General features: G+C 45.4%; 20 protein-coding genes. 6 read left to right on the forward strand and 14 right to left on the reverse strand.

The genetic code is table 11. The features are described from left to right. The first annotated feature begins 91 nt into the window (after positions 1-91). Together murJ and ACTXGE_RS08210 are read left to right on the forward strand one after the other, a co-directional pair. A complete protein-coding gene (gene murJ / locus ACTXGE_RS08205) occupies positions 92-1642 on the forward strand; it encodes a murein biosynthesis integral membrane protein MurJ (protein ID WP_443542950.1) in 1551 nt (516 codons plus the stop codon). A gap of 136 nt (positions 1643-1778) precedes the next feature. Next, positions 1779-2372, forward strand: a complete 594-nt coding sequence (locus tag ACTXGE_RS08210) for a nuclear transport factor 2 family protein (RefSeq protein ID WP_443560298.1) — start codon at positions 1779-1781, stop codon at positions 2370-2372. A 28-nt stretch (positions 2373-2400) separates the two neighbouring features. Here ACTXGE_RS08210 and ACTXGE_RS08215 read toward each other — a convergent pair whose 3' ends face one another. Then, the gene (locus ACTXGE_RS08215; protein ID WP_443542953.1) at positions 2401-3000 is read right to left on the reverse strand and encodes a GNAT family N-acetyltransferase; all 600 of its coding nucleotides are present in this window, start codon (positions 2998-3000) and stop codon (positions 2401-2403) included. Positions 3001-3148: 148 nt separating this feature from the next. On the opposite strand from ACTXGE_RS08215, the gene ribF reads away from it, so the two are divergent. Continuing rightward, positions 3149-4195 carry a riboflavin biosynthesis protein RibF gene (gene ribF, locus ACTXGE_RS08220; protein WP_443542955.1) on the forward strand — a complete coding sequence of 349 codons (1047 nt, stop codon included), beginning with the start codon at positions 3149-3151 and terminating at the stop codon, positions 4193-4195. Between the two features lie 64 nt (positions 4196-4259). Here the strand turns inward: ribF and ACTXGE_RS08225 are convergent, their stop codons facing one another. The 4 genes from ACTXGE_RS08225 to ACTXGE_RS08240 all read right to left on the reverse strand — a co-directional run bounded on the left by ACTXGE_RS08225 (position 4260) and on the right by ACTXGE_RS08240 (position 8895). Then, the gene (locus ACTXGE_RS08225; RefSeq protein WP_317199129.1) at positions 4260-4499 is read right to left on the reverse strand and encodes a DUF2789 family protein; all 240 of its coding nucleotides are present in this window, start codon (positions 4497-4499) and stop codon (positions 4260-4262) included. 224 nt (positions 4500-4723) lie between these two features. Further along, positions 4724-5707: a malate dehydrogenase gene (locus ACTXGE_RS08230; protein ID WP_317199130.1), complete on the reverse strand. Its 984-nt coding sequence runs from the start codon at positions 5705-5707 to the stop codon at positions 4724-4726. Between the two features lie 148 nt (positions 5708-5855). Beyond that, entirely contained in the window at positions 5856-6413 is a 558-nt protein-coding gene (locus ACTXGE_RS08235) for a T2 family ribonuclease (protein WP_443560300.1), read from the reverse strand. A gap of 466 nt (positions 6414-6879) precedes the next feature. Then, positions 6880-8895: a lytic transglycosylase domain-containing protein gene (locus ACTXGE_RS08240; protein ID WP_443542980.1), complete on the reverse strand. Its 2016-nt coding sequence runs from the start codon at positions 8893-8895 to the stop codon at positions 6880-6882. 499 nt (positions 8896-9394) lie between these two features. Here ACTXGE_RS08240 and miaB point away from each other — a divergent pair, with 499 nt between their 5' ends. Further along, on the forward strand, positions 9395-10885 hold the full coding sequence (miaB, locus tag ACTXGE_RS08245) for a tRNA (N6-isopentenyl adenosine(37)-C2)-methylthiotransferase MiaB (protein ID WP_443542960.1): 1491 nt from the start codon (positions 9395-9397) through the stop codon (positions 10883-10885). A 221-nt stretch (positions 10886-11106) separates the two neighbouring features. Here miaB and ACTXGE_RS08250 read toward each other — a convergent pair whose 3' ends face one another. The 4 genes from ACTXGE_RS08250 to ACTXGE_RS08265 form a co-directional block, all read right to left on the reverse strand. Further along, the gene (locus ACTXGE_RS08250; RefSeq protein ID WP_317199133.1) at positions 11107-11778 is read right to left on the reverse strand and encodes a LysE family translocator; all 672 of its coding nucleotides are present in this window, start codon (positions 11776-11778) and stop codon (positions 11107-11109) included. A gap of 111 nt (positions 11779-11889) precedes the next feature. Then, positions 11890-13164 (reverse strand): acetylornithine deacetylase, encoded by a 1275-nt coding sequence (argE, locus tag ACTXGE_RS08255; RefSeq protein ID WP_443542963.1) that lies wholly within the window; start codon positions 13162-13164, stop codon positions 11890-11892. Positions 13165-13187: 23 nt separating this feature from the next. Next, positions 13188-13670, reverse strand: coding sequence for a nucleoside deaminase (locus ACTXGE_RS08260; RefSeq protein ID WP_443560302.1), 483 nt, complete (start codon positions 13668-13670; stop codon positions 13188-13190). Positions 13671-13704: 34 nt separating this feature from the next. Further along, positions 13705-14358, reverse strand: coding sequence for a UPF0149 family protein (locus ACTXGE_RS08265; RefSeq protein ID WP_443542967.1), 654 nt, complete (start codon positions 14356-14358; stop codon positions 13705-13707). A gap of 177 nt (positions 14359-14535) precedes the next feature. Between ACTXGE_RS08265 and ACTXGE_RS08270 the strand changes: the two genes are divergently transcribed. Both ACTXGE_RS08270 and ACTXGE_RS08275 read left to right on the forward strand, forming a co-directional pair. After that, complete coding sequence (locus ACTXGE_RS08270) at positions 14536-14976, forward strand: hypothetical protein (RefSeq protein WP_443542968.1); 441 nt, start codon at positions 14536-14538, stop codon at positions 14974-14976. A gap of 113 nt (positions 14977-15089) precedes the next feature. Continuing rightward, positions 15090-15581 carry a cell division protein ZapA gene (locus tag ACTXGE_RS08275; protein ID WP_443542970.1) on the forward strand — a complete coding sequence of 164 codons (492 nt, stop codon included), beginning with the start codon at positions 15090-15092 and terminating at the stop codon, positions 15579-15581. An 18-nt stretch (positions 15582-15599) separates the two neighbouring features. On the opposite strand, the gene ACTXGE_RS08280 is transcribed toward ACTXGE_RS08275, so the two are convergent. The 5 genes from ACTXGE_RS08280 to ACTXGE_RS08300 form a co-directional block, all read right to left on the reverse strand. Next, entirely contained in the window at positions 15600-15908 is a 309-nt protein-coding gene (locus tag ACTXGE_RS08280) for a hypothetical protein (protein WP_443542972.1), read from the reverse strand. 141 nt (positions 15909-16049) lie between these two features. Continuing rightward, positions 16050-18143, reverse strand: coding sequence for a glycine--tRNA ligase subunit beta (glyS, locus tag ACTXGE_RS08285; protein ID WP_443542973.1), 2094 nt, complete (start codon positions 18141-18143; stop codon positions 16050-16052). Between the two features lie 42 nt (positions 18144-18185). After that, a complete protein-coding gene (locus tag ACTXGE_RS08290; RefSeq protein WP_435949576.1) occupies positions 18186-18581 on the reverse strand; it encodes a GFA family protein in 396 nt (131 codons plus the stop codon). Positions 18582-18600: 19 nt separating this feature from the next. Then, positions 18601-19575, reverse strand: coding sequence for a glycine--tRNA ligase subunit alpha (glyQ, locus tag ACTXGE_RS08295; RefSeq protein ID WP_443542975.1), 975 nt, complete (start codon positions 19573-19575; stop codon positions 18601-18603). 285 nt (positions 19576-19860) lie between these two features. Further along, positions 19861-20073, reverse strand: coding sequence for a PspC domain-containing protein (locus ACTXGE_RS08300; protein WP_317199141.1), 213 nt, complete (start codon positions 20071-20073; stop codon positions 19861-19863). Between the last annotated feature and the right edge of the window lie 390 nt (positions 20074-20463).

A 20463-nucleotide genomic window follows, 5' to 3' on the forward strand; every position in this document is an offset into this window, starting at 1 on the left:
TTTATCTATGTTATGAAAATGCTATAATCCGTCAGTTTTTTGGCAATCTGTTTTTGATTTTTGACAATAGCAACTGGGCAGAATAATCCTCATGGCAAAAAGTCGCTTGTTTCGTTCGACCATGGTGGTCAGTAGCATGACCATGTTATCGCGTATATTAGGTTTGGTGCGCGATATCGTACTCTTAGGAGTCTTTGGCGCAGGCGGTCTAATGGATGCCTTTTTGGTCGCCTTTAAAATACCGAACTTTTTGCGCCGTCTATTCGCTGAAGGCGCCTTTAGTCAGGCTTTTGTCCCAGTATTATCCGAGTACAAAGAAAAATATAATCTTCAGCAAGTACAGATTTTGGTTAGCCGTACCTCAGGCGCGTTATTGCTGATTTTGTCGATGTTGACCGTGGTCGTGATTTTGCTGGCGCCATGGGTCGTGACTTTGTTCGCGCCAGGATTTGCCGATCAGCCTGATAAGTTCGCGATTACCGCAGAATTATTACGCCTCACCTTCCCTTATCTGTTATTTATATCCATGACCGCTTTTGCTAGTGGCATTTTGCAAAGCTATGGACGTTTTGCCGCGCCAGCTTTTGCGCCCGTATTATTAAACCTATGTATGATAGGCGCCGCCCTTATCTTTGCACCGATGTTTGATACGCCAATCATGGCGCTCGGTTACGCCGTCGCTATCGCAGGTCTATTACAGTTTTTGATTCAACTGCCGCAGCTATGGCAACAAAAACTATTGGTCGCGCCCAAAGTTGACTTTGGGCATGAAGGCGTCAAGCGCATATTGAAATTAATGCTTCCTGCTATCTTTGGCGTCTCTGTCACTCAGATTAACCTGCTACTAAATACGGTATTTGCCTCCTTGATGATTGGCGGCTCGGTCTCGTGGCTGTATGCCGCTGAGCGTATGAGTGAGCTACCGTTGGGTCTTATCGGCGTCGCCATTGGTACGGTTATTTTGCCAAGTTTGTCTAGAAGTGAGGCGCAAAAGGACGACATCACCTTTAAAAAGACCATAGATTGGGCTGCCAGATTGATCATCGTTGTCGGCTTGCCTGCTGCGGCCGCACTGTTTATTCTCTCAGACGTGCTGATGCAGGCGCTGTTTTTGCGCGGGGAATTTACCTTACGTGATTCGCAAATGAGCGGACTTGCATTGCGTAGTATGGCAGGCGGCATCTTAGGGTTTATGCTGATAAAAATATTTGCGCCCGCGTTTTTTGCCCGTCAAGATATCAAGACCCCAGTGCGCATCGGTATCGTTTCAGTCTTTGCCAATATGATATTTAGTGCTTTATTTATCGGTATTTTTTATCTATTAGAGATTCCATTGCATGGCGGGCTAGCTTTAGCCACCACAGGGGCCGCTTTTGTCAACGCAGGCTTGCTCTATTACTTCTTGCAAAAACGCGATATCTTTCGTTTTGATAGCCACTGGAAAAAGCTTTTTTCGCAGTTTATCGTCTCAACGGTAGCTATGATTGCCGCCCTCTATATCATGCTCCCCTACTTTCCAACGGATTCTGCGCAGTGGCAGCGAATCGTGGCGCTACTTATCATGTGTGTGGTCGGTGCTTTGGTTTATGCAATTGTACTGCTCGCTACCGGCTTTCGCCCGCGTCAGCTCAAGCATGGCTAGTTGTAGTTGTAATTGATTAAAGCCTTAAACAGCCGCTTTACCAAATAGGCACAAGGTGAAATCAATCACTGACTGCTAATTGTGATGATAGTTGCCATAATTGGTTTTAAATGAAGTGAAAGATTTGAGGTGTGCAATGAAGTCAAATATAGCCAAATTCGTAAAACTGCAGCGACTACCCTACACACTTATGTTAAGTAGTAGTCTTATTTTGAGTGCCTGTAGTAATAGTGATCCTGATAATATAGCGATCGACGCTGATGATGTACCTGTCGTGGTTGATGATGCTGTGACTACTGATACCGCTGTATTAGAAGACAACGCATTAGGCGATATGGCTACTGCTAGCGATCAAACAAGCATGCCAAGTCCTAGTGCTATTCCCGCTCCGCCTTTAGCTGATCAGCCAAGTATAGTCACCAACATGACTGAGCCCAATAGTCCAGAAGATACGGTCAAGCAAGCGCTCAATACTCTATACTATGGTGATGTTGAGGACGCGGTAGGATACTATCAGGTGGATATGGCAAACTTTGAACAAGAGCTTGCCAATACCCAAAGCGCGTTTCAGCAAACTGTAGATAGCGTGACTATTACAGATACTCAGTACAGTGAAGACGACACTGTGGCTACTATCGAAGGTGAGCTAATGATTAAGGGTCAAAGCGAGCCTGCGCCGCTCACTTATCAGCTCAAAAAAGTGAACGGTCAATGGAAAATTTTGGGCTAAATACAGCGCCGAGTATTGAACTAATAAATTAGATTTTGCGAGCGTTATCAGGATCAATAGCTATACCTAGCATAACGACATCAGCGATAAACCCGTCCATATCACAAACCTTTGGCATATAGCCCCACTGCTCAAAGCCAAGCTTTTTGAACAAACCAAGACTTGGCAGGTTATGAGCAAAGATAAGCGCAACAACGTTTGCAATGCCGAGGCTGGGTGCTTGCGCGAGCATATAGCGCGTAAGCTTACTGCCCAGACCTTGCCTGTGATAGTCTTTGTGCAGATAGATACTAATCTCACTACTAATATGATAAGCGGTGCGCGCGTACAAATCACTAAAGCTACCCCAAGCGACAATCAATGACTTGGTTTCGCTACTATCCCCTTGAAGACTTTTACTAATGGCGCGAACCACATATATGGGGCGTGTTCGACTATCAAGATGCTCGGCAAACCAAGAGGCGCGCTCAGTAGTCGTTACTGGCGCTAGATTTGCAGTCGCCTGTTTACCTGCAATGCTTTGATTATAAATATCCAAAACATCAGGCAAATCATGCAAGCTGGCACGTTCTACGGTGAATTTATCATCAAACGTTTTATTACTATCAATGAGCATAACGGTTCTCATATAATCTGCTGGAATATCTGGTTTTGAGTGTGAGCGCGCTTATTTTACTTTATAATGACAAGCCTTGAACATACCTAGCGCCCTAGCCTTGTGCTTTTTAATGAATTCCTTTTATGTTAGCGATAGCTACAGCGATAAATAACTGTCTATGAAAACCTACTTTCTTGAGCAACTGATTGCACCGCCCTATAGAGCTGATGACCAAGTTATCACTACCAAACTTGACGCTTGTGTATTGACCATAGGTAATTTTGATGGGGTACACTTGGGTCATCAAGCGATGCTGGCTCAAGTACGCGCGTTAGCCGATGCAGAGCACCTAAGCGCTGCGGTTATGATATTTGAGCCGCAGCCGCGTGAGTTTTTTGCGCCTAAGTCTGCGCCTGCACGTTTGACGACGCTGACTGAAAAACAAGTTTTGCTCGCTGAGTACGGTGTTGACACTTTAATCGTTGCCAACTTTGATAGTGATTTTCGAGCTTTATCTGCCACCGCCTTTGCTGATCTATTAGCCAAGCGACTTAATGTCAAAGCGCTAGTACTCGGTGATGACTCACGTTTTGGACATGATCGCACAGGTGATAGTCAGTTTTTGCGTGATTATGGGTTGCCCGTGACCAATCTACACACGATTGCTGACGACATTGATGAGACAGCTAGCCGGCGTATCAGTTCAACGCGTATCCGTGAGCTACTGCTAGCAGGTGATATTGAGGCGGCGAATCAATTATTGGGCCGAGACTATACCATTACAGGTGAGGTCGTGGGCGGCGATCAGATTGGTCGTACTATGAGTTTTCCAACAGCCAATATTGAGCTATCACGCCTAAAACCCGCTTTGCATGGTATCTTGGCCGTCGATGTGGTTTGTCTCGATGACAAAGGCAATATTGTACCCAATGGCTTGAGCAAACTGGCGGTCGATGAGCAGGTAGGAGTCGCCGGCATGCGCGCGCATAGCTTATTTGGTACCGCAAATGTCGGTACTAGGCCTTCTGTCGATAAAGGTGATAATTGGCGCTTAGAGGTGCACTTTCCGCAGTTTAAAGCCGACTTATATTGCAAGACATTACAAGTGCGTTTTTTGCATTTTTTGCATGGTGAAAAAGATTACGAGGGTATCGAGGCGTTAAAGGCAGGTATTCATCAAGATGTTGCTGATTTATTAAAGTGGCGACAAGCCCAATTGATATAACGCAGAGCCTACGGCATAAAAAACCCACTAACATAAAGGTAGTGGGTTTTTTATGCCGTAAAGATTAAGCATCTGGATGCATACGCACGTTTAGATCATCAATGACTTCGACCCAAGCGGCGTCTTTTTTCCATTCTTCTTGTAAAAATGCCCGCTGAGAGTCACTCCAAACATCCGCTTTAATAAGCTCTTCTTCTTTTGCTAGTTGATTGTTTTGGATAAAACTATCAATAGCTTCATCTGAGCTCTCAAGTCCCAGTTGTGCAAATAAATCATTCATAGTGTAATCTGGTTCGCCTAACATCTGCTCTCTCCCTTTGTATGACTCAATAATATGACTTAATTATTTTTGTATTAGCCTAAAATTCTACTCTAAGCTTTTTTAGTTTGAAACTTTATTGTAGCAAGCCCTCGGCGAAAAACTGTAATGGCTCGTTAACACTTATGTTAATACTAGTCAGCAAATAGATACTTGAGCATAAAAAAAACCCTCTGCTAGTGAGAGGGTTTTTGTATACTACCATAAGCTTATGGTAGTAGGTGTGATACCGCGTCACGCTCTTCGCTAAGCTCTTGCTCAGTTGCCGCCATTTTCTCTTTTGAGAAATCTGATGAGACGTCTAAACCTTCAACGATAGACCAGTCGCCATTTGTGCAAGTGCAAGGGAACGAGTAGATAAGACCTTCGGCAATGCCATACTCACCGTTTGAATATACGCCCATAGAGACCCAATCGTTCTCATCTGTACCCATCGCCCAAGTACGCATATGAGCAATAGCCGCATTCGCAGCAGAAGCAGCAGAAGAGGCACCGCGAGCTTTAATGATTGCCGCGCCGCGTTGCTGTACGTTTGGAATATAAGTACCTTCGTACCAGTCGCGATCGACTAAATCAAGCGCAGGCTTGCCATTTACGGTACAAGCGGTTAGATCTGGATACTGAGTTGATGAGTGGTTGCCCCAAATCGTCATCTTTTTGATGTCATTAACTGTGCTATCTGTTTGCTCAGCTAATTGTGCCATAGCACGATTATGATCTAGGCGCGTCATTGCGGTAAAGTTACGTGGATCTAAATCTGGTGCATTACGCTGAGCGATAACCGCATTGGTATTAGCAGGGTTGCCGACGACCAAGACTTTGACATCACGGCTAGCCACGTCATTTAATGCTTTGCCTTGTGCTGAGAAAATAGCCGCATTGGCTTCTAATAAATCTTTACGCTCCATGCCTGGGCCACGTGGACGCGCGCCTACTAGCAATGCATAATCGATGTCTTTGAAGGCAACTGTGGCATCATCAGTCTGTACGATATCGGCAAGTAATGGAAAAGCACAATCCTCTAGCTCCATGACCACACCCTTTAGCGCGTCAAGTGCTGGCGTAATCTCAAGCAATTGCAAGATAACAGGCTGATCTGGGCCTAGCATCTCACCTGATGCGATACGAAATAGCATGGCATAACTGATATTACCAGCAGCGCCAGTGACGGCAACACGAATAGGTTGTTTCATAGAATACTCCCTCATTGATTATAAAATATGGTCACGACAACTAATGAATGTCTCAAACGTGGGCTAGTGTAGCACTTCGCTCAATAAGACGTCTAGATAAGATAAGACAGGAGTTCAAAATTTTATTGTTACATTTTATACGCATGAACTAATTACCGCCTGAAATAATAAAATTACCGCCACAAGTGTTGATAGGATTGCTACATTTACTAAAACTGCTACCGGTGTAGCAGATATGAATGTCAGTTAAGATAGACTGGCGACGACTACCCTCTTGGCAGATTAGATCGATGTTTGATGAGCGCATACCTTTGTTCAAGCGCGTCATTTGCCGCAAAAAACGCGACTTTGAAACGGTATAACTGTTACCTGTGGTCAGCTCACTTGGCAGTTTTAGATCGCCTGCATAGTTGGTAATCAGGCGAAAATAGCTATTAGCGCTTATTGGCCCGCAAGCGCCATAGTGCTGCCAAGTCTGATTGCGCACCGTGGTGTCGGGCATGATGCGGTTGACGACTTTTAGTTGCAGTGGCGTCAAACGCGGTTCACTACTGCTGCCACAGCTAGCACCGTAACCTAAATTTAGACCTGATACCGTTAATGAATACCCCTCCAAACATTGACGCATACGTGCACGCGTTGGCTGGAGTTTGCATAGTGCTGGCGTCATCTCAATCATAAGTACGCGCTGACCTGACTGCGTCACGCTTGCAGCATTTACAGAAGTACTGATAGTTGCTTGAATTAATAAAACCCCAAGTATACTTATAGCGCTCTGACATAAGCGGTAACGTAAAGAATGAAGCGGACTTGATATAGAGACTTTTGGATTGAGCTTGGTTTTAGGATGCACACGCATCAAAGTAGATAACTGGTATCCACTTGAGAGTGTAGATGCGTTTAAATATTTTTTTATCATAGTTAATAGAGCAGTATCAGTAATTAGGTTGTCAGTCAGCGCTTAGACAATCTCACAACAAACATGGACGGAGACTAAATCAATGGTAGCAAAACGCTTTTTTTAATATATAGCACAAACGTAAACGACTCCTATCATCTAAAAAAATATGATAAATATCAAAACGATGTATCAAGCTTATAAAACAACCTGCTTACAATTTTTTGAAAATCCCCTTAACACCTTATCAAAGGGTTTTGGCGTATGTAGAGTGTTAAAAAGCCGCTGGCACTGTACCCATACGCTGAGTAATAGGCTGGGCGCGACCGAGTAGACTGCTATAGATAGTGGCGTTTTCCATCACATGCTTAACGTAATTGCGCGTCTCAGGAAAGGCAATGCTCTCAACGTACTGATCGGCAGCAAGCGAGCCATAAACAGGCTGCCAGCGCTTAGCGTTATTAGGGCCTGCGTTGTACCCTGCGGTTGCAAGGACAGGCTGGTAATTGAGTTTGCCCAAGATATCGCCCATGTACCACGTCCCGTAGCGAATATTGGTATCGCCACTGTTGGCGCGGCTAGCGCTATAAGTCTCGCCTAAATTGCGTGCAATGTACTTGGCGGTATCAGGCATGACCTGCATCAAACCACTAGCACCAACGTTGGAGCGTGCTGAGGTCACAAAACGGCTCTCTTGACGCATAATGCCGTAAGCCCACGCAGGATCAATGCCAGCCTCCCTGCTGTAACGTACAACGGCGCTTTGATGCGGCATCGGATGCGATAGCGCTACGCTACTCACTTGCTGAGTGTTGTCAGCAGCATAAATGGCACGATCCAGCCAGCCCATATCATGCGCCTGACGAGCCGCGGCTATGATTAGATTATCATCACGATTATCGCGTGCCTGTTTGACCGCCCAATTCCATTCGCGGTTAGCATACGCACGGCTAGCATCGGCGTTATAAAGCGCAAAGGCACGAGCAAAGTTGGGTTCTTGCATCACGCGCGTACGGTCGCTACTACTAACATTTGGCAAACTGCTACCACCTAGGCGCGTAATATCAAAACGCTGACCGACCTTATCTTTTGCCATCAGACCGTAATACTCATTACTACTTGCAAGGTTTTGGTACATCTGTTTGGCAAGAGCGCGTTTGCCCGCGTCGCTTGATTGCTCATACGCACGCGCCAGCCAATACTGCCACTGCTCAGACTTTTGCGTCTCGCTATCCATGCGTGAGATAGCGGCAATGACATCATCCCAGCGACTAAAGCGAATAGCTGCCATCGCATAGTCTTCGGCTTCTTCAAAGTTAAAATCATCATCTAAGCTATTGCGGAACCAATCTACCGCCTCACTATTAAAGCCATCATCGGTATTGTGATTCATACGCTTGACACCGATGATACGGTAAGCATAGCGGCGCGTGTCATCATTCAGGAGCTTTGAGGCGCGCTGATTATCTTGTTTGACATCAAACTCTAATTGCATAGCCGCTTCGCGATAGGACTTATCAGCCAGACGGCCTAGAGCATATAGATAGAGATACTGATTGGTTTGGCTTGCAGACTCGCGACCAAAACGACCAAAGAAAGCGGAGGGATTGAGCTGAATTTCACTCAATGATGAGTACGGAATAGGCGTACCAAGGCGCGATGACAGCGCCATAATATCACCAGTCTTGCCAACACGTAGCATACGTTTGAGACGCGCCGCGCGATCCTGATTGCTAATTAGCGCGTTATTATTCATCTCCATCGCCAGCTGATCGCACAGTGCTGGCTGCTTTTTGGTGGTCAGCCACACGTCGGATTTGGCCGCCATGGCGCGCATAGTATCGCCACCATTATTAAACCCAAGCGCTACCGCGCAGCGCTCAGAACTATCAGCATTGGTAATTAGGTTGGCCACTTGTCGCACAGACGCGTAGTCATTGGAGCCCGCCTTGGTCTCTGCATAGTCCGCAACCAGCTTTTCTGCCATGACCGTATCTGGATATTGACGGACGAACTGTGATATTGCTGCAGAACTTTGCGAATTTAGGTCTAGATTCATGCGCCAATAAGTGGGATACATGGCAAAGATGCCACCGCTCATCATTTGCTCATAATTGTAGAGTGCGCTGGTATCGCCGCGATTTTCTGCTTGCGCCGCTGCATTGAAGTAATCAATGCTGTTGTCAGGTCTATAAGCATCCGTTTGATAATTGCCGCTTGATTGCATACTATCGCCCTCGCCCCAAGTCAGCTCAGCACAAGCCACCTGCGATAGCCCCAGCGCACTCATTGCCGTCGCTATGCTTAGCACGCTAAATCGTAGCGAGCCGGTCTCTAGACATTTAGAGATTGCAGTTATTAGTTTTTTGTTGTTAGACTTTTTTTGGTGCATAGGGCGGTTTGGCTTTGTCATACTGGCTCTCTATATTGGGTCTGCATCAAATGGTATCTGCACAAATGCAGGGGTGGCGATTGGGTTTCGCTCAGATTCAGGTTTTCATCATACTATAGTCAAAGCACTTTCAACCACAGCCTTTACCTTTTGTTAATAAATAGGACAGTGGCGCGTAACACAGCTGTGATAATAAGTGTAAATGAATGAAGCTATCGACGACAATAGCGCTAAGCGATTGATACTGCTATAAATAGCTTATTATTATAGTCACTGTATATGCTTGCTTACTTTTCACTTTGATAGTGGGTTGTGATAAAATACGCCGTCTATTGTTTTGGTAGACTCTTAGAATCGGCTACCTCGCTATATTTTGCGCAATCATGGACTTTTCCTTATGAGTGTTACTGTATTTAATCCCCGTATCAATGACGTCGCGGCCAAATCCACCCTTTTGGTTGCAGATGATGAGTCAAGCTCAGTTGCAGCACCTGTAACGACTGATGGGAATAAAGGCGTGAGCAAAAAGGTATTCATCGCCACTCAAGGCTGTCAGATGAATGTCTATGATTCTGACAAAATGCTTGATGTACTTGGCGACTCACATGGTATGGAAGTTACTCATAATATTGATGACGCCGACGTGCTCCTGATGAATACCTGCTCTATTCGCGAAAAAGCGCAAGAAAAGGTGTTCTCAGAGCTTGGACGCTGGCGCAAACTCAAAGAAAAACGTCCCGATTTGGTCATTGGTGTTGGCGGCTGCGTGGCCTCACAAGAGGGCGATAATATCCAAAAGCGTGCGCCATATGTCGATATGGTATTTGGCCCGCAAACCTTGCATCGCCTGCCAGAGCTGTACGATCAATCCAACGAGCAGCGTGATATCGCTCCCAAAAATCGTATTGGAACGATAGATATCTCCTTTCCCAGTATTGAGAAGTTTGACTTTTTGCCTGAGCCAAAAGTTGATGGCTACAAGGCCTTTGTCTCCATTATGGAGGGCTGCTCAAAGTATTGCTCATTTTGCGTGGTGCCATATACGCGCGGCGAAGAGCTATCACGCCCACTTGATGATGTACTAGCAGAAATCGACAGCTTAGCTGAGCAAGGCGTGCGTGAGATCAATCTATTAGGTCAAAACGTCAACGGCTATCGCGGCGAAAAAGACGATGGCAGTATTTGCCGCTTCGCAGAACTGTTGCACTACGTCTCACATGTTGATGGTGTGGAGCGTATTCGTTACACCACTAGCCACCCGTTAGAATTCACCGATGACATTATCGATGCTTACGCGCAGTTGCCAGAGCTGGTCTCACATTTGCATTTGCCAGTACAAAGCGGTTCAAACGCTATACTTGCCGCGATGAAGCGTAACCATACCATTGATGTTTATATTAATCAGATCAATAAGCTTAAAGCTGTGCGTCCTGATATTCATCTGTCTAGTGACTTTATTATCGGCTTCCCAGGTGAGAGCGATCAGGATTTTCAGGATACGCTGAACCTAGCTAAAGAGCTAAACTTTGATCATTCGTACAGCTTTATTTATTCTAAGCGTCCGGGCACGCCAGCGGCAGAGCTGCCTGATGATGTGAGCTTTAGCACTAAAAAAGCGCGCTTGGCAGAATTTCAAAAGGTCATAATCGACTCGACGCTCGCCAAGTCCCATGAAATGGTCGGAACGACGACTCGCGTACTCGTTGAGCAAGTTGCCAATCGTCATCCTGACTGCTTAATCGGTACGGCGGATAACACCCGTACGGTAATGTTTAAATATGATGTCGATAAAATGGATGAGCTACTTGGTAAAATCGTCAGCGTGAAAGTGACTGATTTTGTCAGCCCGCATATGGTTAAAGGTGAGCTGGTTGAAGTTTTGGCTTAGGTTAATCTGGTTTGTATTGTAGGGTGCTTTTTAAGCACCAGTTAAACTTAACGATGCGTGGAACGCACCCTACGACGGTTCATCGTTAAGTTAAAATTTAGATATGTAGGTTGGTGTGGAGCTTGCGACACCCAACGATTTAAATAAGAAAAGCCGTTTGCTATTCAATAGTGAACGGCTTTTTTGCGAGTAAGCATGAGTCCTTTTATGAGTGATGTCTTTTAGACCACAAAAGGACTAGCCACTTCAATCAATAAAGCCAGAGCAATCAAAATAAATATTACCCCGCAAATACGATTGAGCCAAGCCAAGCGATTGCCAACCTCAAGCCAGCCTGCCAACTGTTTACCGCCGATGGTATAGATAATTTGCCAAATCGTTTCGCTCAAAAAGAAGCCTAATGTTAGCAAGATATATTGCGACCAGAGCGGCGCTGCAAAATCGATAAATTTTGGAAAAAAGGCGGCAAAGAATAAAATCGCTTTAGGATTAGATAGCGACACCCAGACGCCAATACGAAACAGACGCCAATCACTGACACCCCTCTTTTGCGTGCTCGCTATATCAGCGCTCATCTGTTTTGCGTCTGCTACCAAGCCATCACTTTCGCCCGTATCGCGCCATGTGACGGCCCCTAAATAGATGAGATACAGCGCCCCGATAATTTTGATAATATCAAGCAGCCAAGGCGACTGACGGCTGATGACATCGAGTCCCAGTAAGGTTGAGAGCAGCAGGATAAATAAGCCCAGACTTAACCCTGCTAGCGTCCAAAGGGTGCGCTTAACGCCATAGTTCAGCCCATACTGAAACGCCAGTAGCATATTGGGTCCTGGCGTCGCTGAGATAAAAAACGTGGTGATAAAAAATACGGTAAATAGATGCCAAGACATCAGTAACCCCTACGTTTGAATTAAAATACAAATTCAATATTTAGTCTGTAAAACGACAAAACACCGCCCATAAGACGGTGTGTATTGTGCTTAACTTTTTTAGATTTTAGCTTATGAGATGGCAGTACAGCTGTCTAATAACTTCATTAAGAACCCATCACAGCGCGCAATTTCGCTAAGCTCAACGAACTCATCAGCTTTATGCGCCTGCTCAATGCTACCTGGGCCGCAAATAATCGTTGGAATACCGCTATTGGTGAACTGCCCGCCTTCGGTCGCATAAGCGACTTTATGACGGGTATCATTACCCGTGAGCGCGGCGATTAGCGCTTGTAGCTCGCCATTATCACTATCGGTCATTGCCGGCACGCCTTCTTTTTGTGTCAACTCTATACCCGTACTCACATCGCGCTCCTGCATTTGCGCACTCAGCTCAGCTATTTTTGCTTTGATAGGCGCGATCACGTCCTCTTGGGTCATGTGCGGCAAGTTGCGATAGTCAAAAGTAAACTCGCATAGATTCGGTACAATGTTAGTTGCCGTACCGCCCTTTATCGTGCCAACGGATAAGGTAGAATATGGCACATCAAATACAGGGTCATTATCATCACGATGGCTTATCTCTTCGGCTAATTCATCAACATAGCCAACCAAACGGCTGGCATAGCTGATCGCATTGACGCCTTGATTGGTTAAGGAAGAATGCGCCGACTTGCCATGCACGCGGCAACGATAGACGGCGATGCCCTTATGCGCTGTCACCATCGTCATCAGAGTTGGCTCACCGACGATACAATAATCAGGCGTGATGCCGCGCGTCTTTAGATCCGCTAAGATCAGCGGCGCGCCCAAACAGCCCACTTCTTCATCAAAGGATAGCGCCAGATGCAGCGGACGTTTAAGCTGACCTGCATTCGATAATTTTACTGCTTTTGGCAATAACGCTAAGCTGCAGGCGATAAAGCCTTTCATATCGCACGACCCGCGACCATAAAGCTTATCGCCGCGAATGACCGCTTTAAACGGATCAGACGTCCAATCCTGACCATCGACGGGCACGACATCAGTATGACCTGAGAGCACAAGACCGCCATCGACAATATCAGCCAGCTTGCCTGCGGGCACAGTGACAAATAGATTGGCTTTGTTCTTAGCTTCATTAAAAGTCAAATCGACGCTTAAGCCTAGCTGCTTGCAGTATCCTTGTACATCTTCTATCAGTGCCAAGTTTGAGTGCCGACTAACGGTGTCAAAGCCAATCAGACGGCTAAGCCAATCCAAACTTTGTACAGGATATACAGTACTAGAATACTGAGTACTATTTTCTTGAGTACTGTTTTCTTGAGTACTGCTTTCTTGGGTACTAGGATCTTGAGTTACGGACATAAGACATCCTTATTTATATAAAATTAGCCTTGTTTAACGAAGCGCTGTTGCAAGGATTTGATCTCATCATCTAGGCCTGCTACTGGCCCTTCAATTGCAATGTCAGGCGCAATTTCTGTGATGGACAAGGTGTTTATAGACAGAGGCGACTCTACGCCCATATCCGCCATCCACTCGCCCAATTGCTTAGCTGAGCTGATATAGACGATACGCCCAAGGCCTGCTAGTCCGTGCGCCGCTGAGCACATCGCGCAGTGCTCGCCTGAGGTGTAAACGGTAGCTGTTGCTCGCGCAGTCTCACTCATATTTTGCGCCGCCCAGCGTGCAAGCGCAATCTCAGGATGGTAGGTGGCATCAACGCTGTTGATACGATTACGATCCTCTTGCAGCACTTGCCCATCACTATCAACGAGCACGCTACCAAAGGGCGCATCGCCTGCTTCTAGTGCCTCTGATGCCAACTCAACGCAGCGGCGCAGATGTATTTTATCCTGATCACTTATCATCATGACTCCTTGTCTTTAGCGTTATCACTATTATTTATGATGGATTATCTTGATTCATAATATCGATAACAGGCGGCATGGGCTTCGCGCGTTTTTCTTCAGCTTGACGCTCTTTGGTCGTCTTTGCATCAATAGCCAATCCTGATATCAGCGCCAAATCTTTGACCGCTTTGCGCTTACGCGTGGCAAAGCTGATGGGCACCATACGAGCGAACTCATAAAGCTCTAAATAGGACTCCTCACCGCCGTCAAACTCATCATCCATCTCTAAGCGAATCGCCCCAATTTTTGCCAGATAAGTGAGCATCTCGTTTTCATCGCTACTGATCTGACAATCAGTGATACCAAAACCAGTCATAAAGCCATTTGACCACTGTTTCAAAGCCATTACGCGCTCGTACAAATCGTGTTCGTCATCAGGTACTAGCGGCGTAAAGCCGTAGGCATCGTCTTTGTCTTTGAGTACAAATACCGTGTCCTCGGCTTCCTCAGTCAGTAGTGTCAGCGCCTCAGTAGGCAACGGCGCAAAGCTTAACTCCTCAAGGACACTAGCCCAACCTGCGGCGTCGGGCGCATAGCAAGCAGTCATAAGACCTGTCATCAACCCATGCAGCTCGCTGATAGTCACATCACTCCAGTCTTCAATGGCAGCAGACCAGGTGTTCCATCCTGAAATATTATCATTCATAAACAATCCTATTATAAAAAGTGAGCAAAACGGCTCACAGATTTTGCGGTATGGTAAGGGAGGCAATTACTTTGTTGATATAGATATTATGCGGTCACCTATGGCATTATTAAACCTAGTAGTAAAGGCAGCTACCCAAATTCACTTGCAGACGTCACTTAAGGATAACAACGGACTATGTATGACCAACTTAAAATACTAGAAAAAATGGTACTCGATATCAAAAAACAGTACCAAACTGTCAGTCACGAGCTTGCCCGTCTCAAACAGCAGCCCACTGCTGATCCAAAAGAGTTGTCAGCGCTCAAAACCAAGCTTGATAATAGTGATAAAGAACGTGATAGCACCAAAAAACAGCTGGTTGATTTTGATAAGCGCTATCAAAGCTTAGCTGAAGCGCATCATATGATTGGCGAAGAGCAAGACAAACTACAAACTCAAATCAAAACCTTAGAGCAGCAAAACAGCGATCTTAAGCAAAGCAATCAAGAGCTACAACAGCAAAACGAGAAACTGCAAAAGCAAAATAGCGACTTGCAAGAAAAGAATCAACTGGCAGCTGAGCGCACGCAAGTGGTCTTAAAGCGGTTGACCCTTATTGATCAAACAGAGAGCTGATAGCGTCATTTTAATGCAAAAGAATATTGACGATATGAGCTAACCGCCCTTAAAGGTTTTTAAGTCGAGCGCTTACCCACCTATTTCTATCACCACATTTTGTAGGATTTATTATGACTAACGCCCAATCTGATGTAGCAAAAACCAAGACGGATCAAGAGCTCCAAAAGTCAGACACGACTAAAAATGACGATCTAAAAACGCAACACTCTAGCACCAGTGCGCCAAAAATAGAGTCAACAGACAAGCTAATGCCGTCATCACAAGCACCATCGCAGCACTCTAAACCACAGCAGCCCGCTCCTAAAGAGCCGCAAATAAAAAAGGTAGATATCGCTATTGCTGGCAATAAATACCCAATCTATTGCCCCGTACATGAAGAAGAAGAGCTGCGTGCGGCAGTATCTTATATTAATAACTACGCGCTAGATCTTAAAGCTGAAGCGCCTAATCTAAGTCAAGAGAACTTACTCGTTCTATGCTGTTTGAACTTGTACGAAAAGATAAACACTAACAATAAAGTCAATGACGCGCGTCATGACGAGGATAAAAAAGCAGAAGGCTTACTAAACAAAATTATAAAAGACGCGCAGTCGGTATTGTAAGCTTTTAAAAACTAAACATTAGCAATACGTCTTGCCCGCATGGAAGTCCGCTTGATGCTCATAATTACAAAAAAATAGCTCGCCTGTTTTATCCAATTGAACAGCACTCGTTGTCGTAGCGTTTGCCTCATGATTGATAACTGGTGAGGCATGCTCAACGACGCCGCGATATTCAGCCAAGCTATGACCACAAAAGTTGCATATACGCGGGGTTGTGACATCACCCTCTTTTGGCATCATGCTTTTGGGCGCGCGCGGATACATAAACTTATAAAAGCCCCACATGCTAATCCAAATGATTATAAAAATAACGACAGCAGCGAACACAGCAATGCTCCTTTGATTGATCACAGATAAATATAAGATAGAGTCTACGTAAATAATCGCTATAGCACTATCGTTATACTGTTAATAAAAAACTGGCTTTATAGGCCAGTTTTTTATCGATTATGAACTATCGCCGCACGCTTAGAGTTGTAACTCACTGATATCCGCCACCGTCAAGAACAGCGCGCGCACTTGCTTAAGTAGGGCTAGCCGGTTGGCTTTGAGCGCGGCGTCTTCACTATTGACCATTACCTTATCAAAGAACTGAGTAAGCGGCGCGTCTAAACGCGCGAGCGTTTGCAGTACTTGCGTGTAATCTGCAGTTTTAAGAAGCGGTGCGACATCGTTTTGCGCGTGCTGCAGGGCTTGATATAACTCTTGTTCGGCGGTCTCACTGAGCAGCTTCTCATCGGCACTATCTGATACATCGCTCTCAGACTTGGCCAAAATATTTGCCACGCGCTTGTTAGATTCTGCAAGCATACCCGCTTGAGGCAGCTCACTAAAAGCCTGTACCGCGCGAATACGTTGATCAAAATCAAGCGGCATGTGCGGGTTAATCGCTTGCACTGCTTGAATAGTATCGACGCTGACGCCTTGCTCGGTATACATTGCCCGATAGCGCGAGTTCAAAAAGTTCATGACTTGAGTAAAAGCATCACCCATTTTGGCGATTTTGTTGCCGCTCTTATCGCTATAGCCTTTAATCGCTTGCTCAACGAGCGCTATTAGATTAATCGGTAACTGCTTTTCGATCAATATACGCAAAATACCAATAGCTGAGCGGCGTAAGCTAAATGGATCTTTTGAGCCCGTCGGCGCTTGATCTATCGCAAAGATACCGACCAAGGTATCTAAACGATCTGCTAGCGCTAAGCAAATACCAATCGCGGTTTGTGGCAACTCGTCGCCGCTGAATTTGGGTAAGTACTGCTCCTCAATAGCGGCTGCGACGGCTTCTGGCTCACCATTGAGACGCGCGTAATAAGTACCTGCAATACCCTGCAATTCAGGGTATTCACCCACCAGTGAGCTAGCCAAATCTGCTTTGGACAGTATCGCTGCTCGTACCGTCTCATTGATATCTAGGGTATGGCCTTGCTCTTGCATCAAAGTGGCGATAAAAGCGGCAAGTTTAGCAATACGCTCAGATTTTTCCCAAATCGTCCCAAGCTTATCTTGGAACACCCGTGTTTTTAGACTTTCCGTCAGTGCAAACAACGGCTGTTTTTGATCTTGCAAAAAGAAGAACTCAGCATCGGCCAGGCGCGGGCGCACCACTTTTTCGTTCCCTTCGATGATTTGATTGGGATCTTTTGATTCGATATTGGTGATAAAGATAAAGTAAGGCTGCAATTTGCCTTGTTTGTCCGTTAAGCAAAAGTACTTTTGATCCGCCTGCATGGTAGAGATCAGCGCCTCTTGCGGTACTTGCAAAAAGCGCGGCTCAAAACTTGCGCGCAGGGCAATTGGGAAATCTACTAAAGCAGTCACTTCATCTAGTAAATCCTGCGGAATAATAGCATTAGCATTGACCTCATCAGCTAATGTTTTAACTTGGTTTTTGATTAGCATCTGACGGGTATCAAAATCTGCAACGACTTTGAGCCCTTTTAATAAGCCCTCATAGTCATTAGCATGAGTAATAGCGTAGTACTCAGGACTATGAAAGCGATGACCGCGCGTTTGATTGCTCGTATTGTGGCCTTGAATCGTCGCCTCAATCACCGTGTCATCCTGCATCAATACTACCCACTGCACAGGGCGAACAAATTCCTCGCGGCTACTCCCTGCGCGCATACGCTTGGCAATCGGCAAGTTATCTAATGCCGTTTGAAAGATACCAGGTAATAGCTCTGTCGTCGCGCGGCCCTGTATTAATTGCTCATAGCCGACATAATCGCCTTTGTCAGTATTGATAGTGATAAGCTCACTGGCCTCGATACCTAATCCTTTGGCAAAGCCCATCGCCGCGCGTGTCGGATTACCATCGCTATCGAAAGCCGCTTTTATCGCAGGCCCACGTTTTTGCTCGCTGCGATCAGGCTGGCTTTGTGCTATACCCTGAATCTGAATCGCCAAACGGCGCGGCGCGGCAAAAGCCTTGATACTATCAAAGGTAATATCAGCCTCATCTAATTGCTCTTTAACACTATGCTCTAGCGCATCACGTAAGGGTTTTAGGCTCTTTGGCGGTAGCTCTTCACAGCCTAATTCAAATAATATGGTACTCATAATGGACTCTATTTTTATAAATTCTTAATTGATATAAAAGTGTTAGTATTCATCTATTTGCGGTAAATCATCTGTAATGCTATGCCAAGGCGCTTTACTAGCAACAAAGATATGACGCTGAGGCGTAACTTGCGGATCGTTATCTAAAGTACCTAGTGGAAACCCTAGCACCTCAGGCTTGGCGTCAAACTTGGTATACATCTGTGAGCCACAAACCCTACAAAATCCTTTGTACTCACCTGATGATGACTCATAAAACGTCAGTAGCTCTTGACCTTGAGTCGTCTGCCAATCTTTTGTCAATACTACACCGCGAGTTCGAAACGCACTACTATGCAGCTTGCGACACATCGAGCAATGACAGTTTAGAACATCGGTTATGTCACCGCTGATCTGGTACACAATACCGCCACAAAGGCAGCTGCCATAATGATTCATACTTTGCTCCACAAGCTTATTACTCGCTCTCAACTTTTGGCAAATACTTATCTAAAGCCGCTTGGCGATGCTCATCATCTGCAAGCGGGAAGCCGAGCTTGGCGCGCGCCTCGACGTAGCCAAAAGCGACTTTGCGTGCCAGCGTACGTACGCGCAAAATAAAGCGCTGACGCTCGGTTACTGAGATTGCACCGCGCGCATCGAGTAAGTTAAAAGCGTGTGAGGCTTTGAGCACCATCTCATAAGCAGGTAGCGGCAACCCTACGTCAACGAGCTTATCTGCTTGCTGCTCATAGAAGTCAAACATCTGCCCCATCATAGGCACATCTGCGTGCTCAAAGTTATAGGTCGATTGCTCCACCTCGTTTTGGTGAAAGACATCGCCATAAGTCACGCGGCCAAATTCGCCATCGGCCCAGACCAAATCATAAACGCTATCAACACCTTGCACATACATGGCTAGGCGCTCAAGACCGTAAGTAATCTCGCCTGTCACGGGGAAGCATTCGATACCGCCGACTTGCTGAAAATAAGTAAACTGCGTGACCTCCATACCGTTGAGCCAAATCTCCCAGCCAAGGCCCCACGCACCAAGCGTAGGCGACTCCCAATTGTCCTCAACAAAACGCACATCATGCACGAGCGGATCAATACCGATCGCTCTGAGTGAGTCCAAATACAGCTCTTGAATATTAGGCGGATTGGGCTTGAGCACGACTTGAAACTGATAATAATGCTGCAAACGATTAGGGTTGTCGCCATAACGACCGTCTGTTGGACGACGCGAGGGCTGAACGTAAGCGGCGTTCCAGCGCTCAGGCCCTAAAGAGCGCAAAAACGTCGCCGTATGAAACGTTCCTGCGCCCATCTCCATATCGTAAGGCTGCAAAATAACGCAGCCTTTTGCCGCCCAAAAGCTTTGTAGCGTCAAAATCAGATCTTGAAACGTCATCGGTTGCGTGTTTTGGTCTTGGGTCATATCTTGACTGGTCATAATAATCACTATGAATGAGGATGTTTAAAGTATAGAAACTTGCACAGTTTTTTGCTGCCAAGTTATAGTGTGCTCACCTTACTAAAAATTGATGATTTTATCTATATTTACGGCAACTATATTTATAGTTAAAGAACCTATTAATTATATTGAACATAACAAAATCTAAGCAAAAAAATACCCAGATGAATGAACATCTGGGCAGGAGGAAAAGTATATCAGGCACCCTGTTTGGTCAGGATTTTATTTTTTTATAGGTTGTACGTTTTATTAATGATGCTTAGCTTACTGATAAGATTGACTACTTGCTTTTGGCATAATAATCCAAAGAATCACATAGATTAAAATACCAGGTACTGCAGCGCTCAAAGTTGATACTAAAACAAACAATACTCGTATCCACGTAGGCGACCATCCAAGGTACTCTGCAATGCCGCCCATCACACCTGCAATCATACGGTTGTTGGTAGAACGATGTAACTTTACTAACTTAGCCAAATCTGACTCCTTCTTTATATTTTCTGTTATTTGTAAACTGACAATGCACCTTATACTTATTTTATGACTATTCTTGTTGTTGTCAGTACTTTTAACTTATGAGTAATTATAGCAAGTATCTCTATATAGTCTGTTGATAGTGTAAGTGTGCTTTGTGCATATTGTGCTAATTAAGGTTGCTACAATCTGTCATTACAGCGAGTAAATAGCTGATTTTAAATAGATATTTCAAAATGTTTCAAAGGTATTTTGTTGCTCAATTATTACCTGCTCTTGCTGCAATGATATATAATTTGGCAGTCTTTAAATACAACATTAGGGCGTGTTGAACATTCAACCATGGCACTGCTGATCGCTGCTAGTTTATCAAAGCTGTGTTCCAGACACGGC

Origin of the sequence: Psychrobacter sp. T6-4 (assembly GCF_052258425.1) — a bacterium.
Classification (GTDB): Bacteria; Pseudomonadota; Gammaproteobacteria; order Pseudomonadales; family Moraxellaceae; genus Psychrobacter.

Bases quoted from the DNA above. Each gene is read 5' to 3' on its own strand.
- murJ (WP_443542950.1), top strand. From the start codon at position 92: ATGGCAAAAAGTCGCTTGTTTCGTTCGACCATGGTGGTCAGTAGCATG.
- ACTXGE_RS08210 (WP_443560298.1), top strand. From the start codon at position 1,779: ATGAAGTCAAATATAGCCAAATTCGTAAAACTGCAGCGACTACCCTAC.
- ACTXGE_RS08215 (WP_443542953.1), bottom strand. From the start codon at position 3,000: ATGAGAACCGTTATGCTCATTGATAGTAATAAAACGTTTGATGATAAA.
- ribF (WP_443542955.1), top strand. From the start codon at position 3,149: ATGAAAACCTACTTTCTTGAGCAACTGATTGCACCGCCCTATAGAGCT.
- ACTXGE_RS08225 (WP_317199129.1), bottom strand. From the start codon at position 4,499: ATGTTAGGCGAACCAGATTACACTATGAATGATTTATTTGCACAACTG.
- ACTXGE_RS08230 (WP_317199130.1), bottom strand. From the start codon at position 5,707: ATGAAACAACCTATTCGTGTTGCCGTCACTGGCGCTGCTGGTAATATC.
- ACTXGE_RS08240 (WP_443542980.1), bottom strand. From the start codon at position 8,895: ATGAGTGCGCTGGGGCTATCGCAGGTGGCTTGTGCTGAGCTGACTTGG.
- miaB (WP_443542960.1), top strand. From the start codon at position 9,395: ATGAGTGTTACTGTATTTAATCCCCGTATCAATGACGTCGCGGCCAAA.
- ACTXGE_RS08250 (WP_317199133.1), bottom strand. From the start codon at position 11,778: ATGTCTTGGCATCTATTTACCGTATTTTTTATCACCACGTTTTTTATC.
- argE (WP_443542963.1), bottom strand. From the start codon at position 13,164: ATGTCCGTAACTCAAGATCCTAGTACCCAAGAAAGCAGTACTCAAGAA.
- ACTXGE_RS08260 (WP_443560302.1), bottom strand. From the start codon at position 13,670: ATGATAAGTGATCAGGATAAAATACATCTGCGCCGCTGCGTTGAGTTG.
- ACTXGE_RS08265 (WP_443542967.1), bottom strand. From the start codon at position 14,358: ATGAATGATAATATTTCAGGATGGAACACCTGGTCTGCTGCCATTGAA.
- ACTXGE_RS08270 (WP_443542968.1), top strand. From the start codon at position 14,536: ATGTATGACCAACTTAAAATACTAGAAAAAATGGTACTCGATATCAAA.
- ACTXGE_RS08275 (WP_443542970.1), top strand. From the start codon at position 15,090: ATGACTAACGCCCAATCTGATGTAGCAAAAACCAAGACGGATCAAGAG.
- glyS (WP_443542973.1), bottom strand. From the start codon at position 18,143: ATGAGTACCATATTATTTGAATTAGGCTGTGAAGAGCTACCGCCAAAG.
- ACTXGE_RS08290 (WP_435949576.1), bottom strand. From the start codon at position 18,581: ATGAATCATTATGGCAGCTGCCTTTGTGGCGGTATTGTGTACCAGATC.
- glyQ (WP_443542975.1), bottom strand. From the start codon at position 19,575: ATGACCAGTCAAGATATGACCCAAGACCAAAACACGCAACCGATGACG.